This is a genomic window from Paenibacillus aestuarii, from assembly GCF_027789125.1.
GTDB lineage: Bacteria > Bacillota > Bacilli > Paenibacillales > NBRC-103111 > Paenibacillus_E > Paenibacillus_E aestuarii.
In genome coordinates this window covers 1-2,069 of the sequence record NZ_JAQFVF010000007.1, presented here as the reverse complement: position 1 = coordinate 2,069, position 2,069 = coordinate 1, and the positions used below count along the sequence as shown (strand labels likewise).

General features: G+C 34.2%; 2 protein-coding genes. Both read left to right on the top strand.

What is annotated here, in order from left to right; all coding sequences use genetic code 11:
* The coding region (locus O9139_RS01920; protein ID WP_270877763.1) for a transposase at positions 1 to 299 on the top strand (299 nt) is incomplete at its 5' end.
* Between the two features lie 397 nt (positions 300 to 696).
* Positions 697 to 1,701 carry a DUF3231 family protein gene (locus O9139_RS01915; protein ID WP_270877762.1) on the top strand — a complete coding sequence of 335 codons (1,005 nt, stop codon included), beginning with the start codon at positions 697 to 699 and terminating at the stop codon, positions 1,699 to 1,701.
* Positions 1,702 to 2,069 lie beyond the last annotated feature (368 nt).

Sequence of the window (2,069 nt, the reverse complement as noted above, 5' to 3'; positions counted from 1 at the left end):
ATCACGCAAAGAAACTGGTGGCCTTTGCCGGTGTTGATCCAAGTGTTTTTTCATCAGGCAAGTTTGTAGCTACCCAAAATAAAATCACTAAGCATGGCTCCAGGAGACTTCGTACTGCCCTATATCAAGCTGTACGATGTGGTATTCGTAGTAATAGAAATAAGAAATTAAGGGCTTATTATGATAAGAAACGTGCTGAAGGAAAGCTGTTCAAAGTAGCGATAATTGCTTGTGTGAATAAACTCATCCACTGGATTTTTGCCATCTTAACTACTAAAGAAGCGTTCCGTTTAGAGTAAGTATCGGGAAATAGAAATATATGGAATGTCTTTCCGTGCTTTATGGGACGGTTCTTTCCCATGCACTTTTTCAAGTATACCACTTCATTGATCTGCTATTAATAAATAAATATTGACAAGCTATTAGCTGGAATAGCACAACGCGGCCACCGATTCAAGCCGGCAGCCGCGATGAGGTTATTTATTGAGCTATCGTGTCCCGATAGTTTAAGTACAATATTTCACAAACTTTTTTAAAGTCCCCCATTGCTGAATATTTGAAAAGCCCTCTTAGTTCTGATATCTCCCTTGTCAACCAAAAAATTATTAAATTTCCATGCAATATTACATAATTGATAAAAAAATACCCGATACTTGTTATAGAATATAAAATTAATCTTATAAAGGAATTGATTATATGGATAATAAAAAGGCTGCAAAGTTAACTGCTGGTGAGTTAGCACACTGTTGGGAACAGTTAATGAATTATAGTATGTCAAATGTTGTTTTGGAGTATCTGACCTTAACAACAGAACTAGAAGAAGTTAAATCTCTTTGTAGTGAGGCGGGTTCTAATTCTAAATCTGCTGTACAATTTTTTGAATCTGTTCTACGAAGTGAAGACTATCCAATCCCCAAAGGCTTTAGCATTAAAGATGATTTAAACCCAAATGCCCCTAAGATGTATACGGATGTTTTTATACTATTTTATTTAAATAATATGTGTAAAATTGGAATGTCCTTAACAAGTATGGCACTATCCGATTCAGTAAGGGAGGATATCCGCAATTTTTTCCACGAACAATTAAAAAAAGTTTCAAGTTTATTTGAACGTACAACAACTATTCTATTGGAAAAGGGAGTATTTGTAAGACCTCCTTCAATTACCTCCACTCATGAAACAAACCCAATTGCAGATAAAGGATTTTTGGGTAACTTCTTTAATGATAATAGAGAATTGACGGCAAGAGAAGCAAATGAGCTACACAAAAATGTTTTTATGAATTATATTGGTAAAAACTTATTAATTGGATTTATACAATCTACATCTAATCAGCAATTAATGAGTTTATTGCAACATGGAAAAGAATTATCTTTAAATATTATAGACAAATTAGGTGATATTTTAATTCAAAATGATTTGCCTATTTCAATGACTTGGGATACAAGTGTTTTGGATGGTAAAACATCTCCTTTTTCAGATAAATTAATATCTTATCTATTAGACCAACTTAATCGTGATGGTATCGCCAGTTATGGGTATAGTGCAGCAGTAAGTATCCGAAAAGATTTAAAAACTACATATGCAAAGATAATTGCAGATGTGTATCAATATGAAGAAAATATAAAAACCTTTATGATAAAAAATGAGTGGATGGAGAAACCTCCTGTTGCACTAAATAGGGATAAGCTTCAAGACTAAAGAAAAATAAAGCTACCAAAGTACGGTAGCTTTTTTATTTTTCAAAGGAGTCTTCCAAATCTCCTTAAGAAATAGTGAGTGTACGAGATATATGAAAGCCATTATTCCACTAACCTCCCTCTATGGAGAATCGCTTTCCTCTTAAATACGCTTGTTTTCTTAGATTTCGAACGTTTTTCTTCCGTGAAAGACAATTAATACATGGAACAAAGTTGTGGAAAGTGTAAAATATGGGGTGAGGAAAGCGCAAAAATACATCCACTCAGACCACTCGTTTTAAAAAGTGGAGATTCTGGAAATATATGATCGCACCTTTGGATCTCCACATGGCTCATGGCGGTCAACCCTCCCATGTCTCACAGAGTCTT

Bases quoted from the DNA above. Each gene is read 5' to 3' on its own strand.
- O9139_RS01915 (WP_270877762.1), top strand. From the start codon at position 697: ATGGATAATAAAAAGGCTGCAAAGTTAACTGCTGGTGAGTTAGCACAC.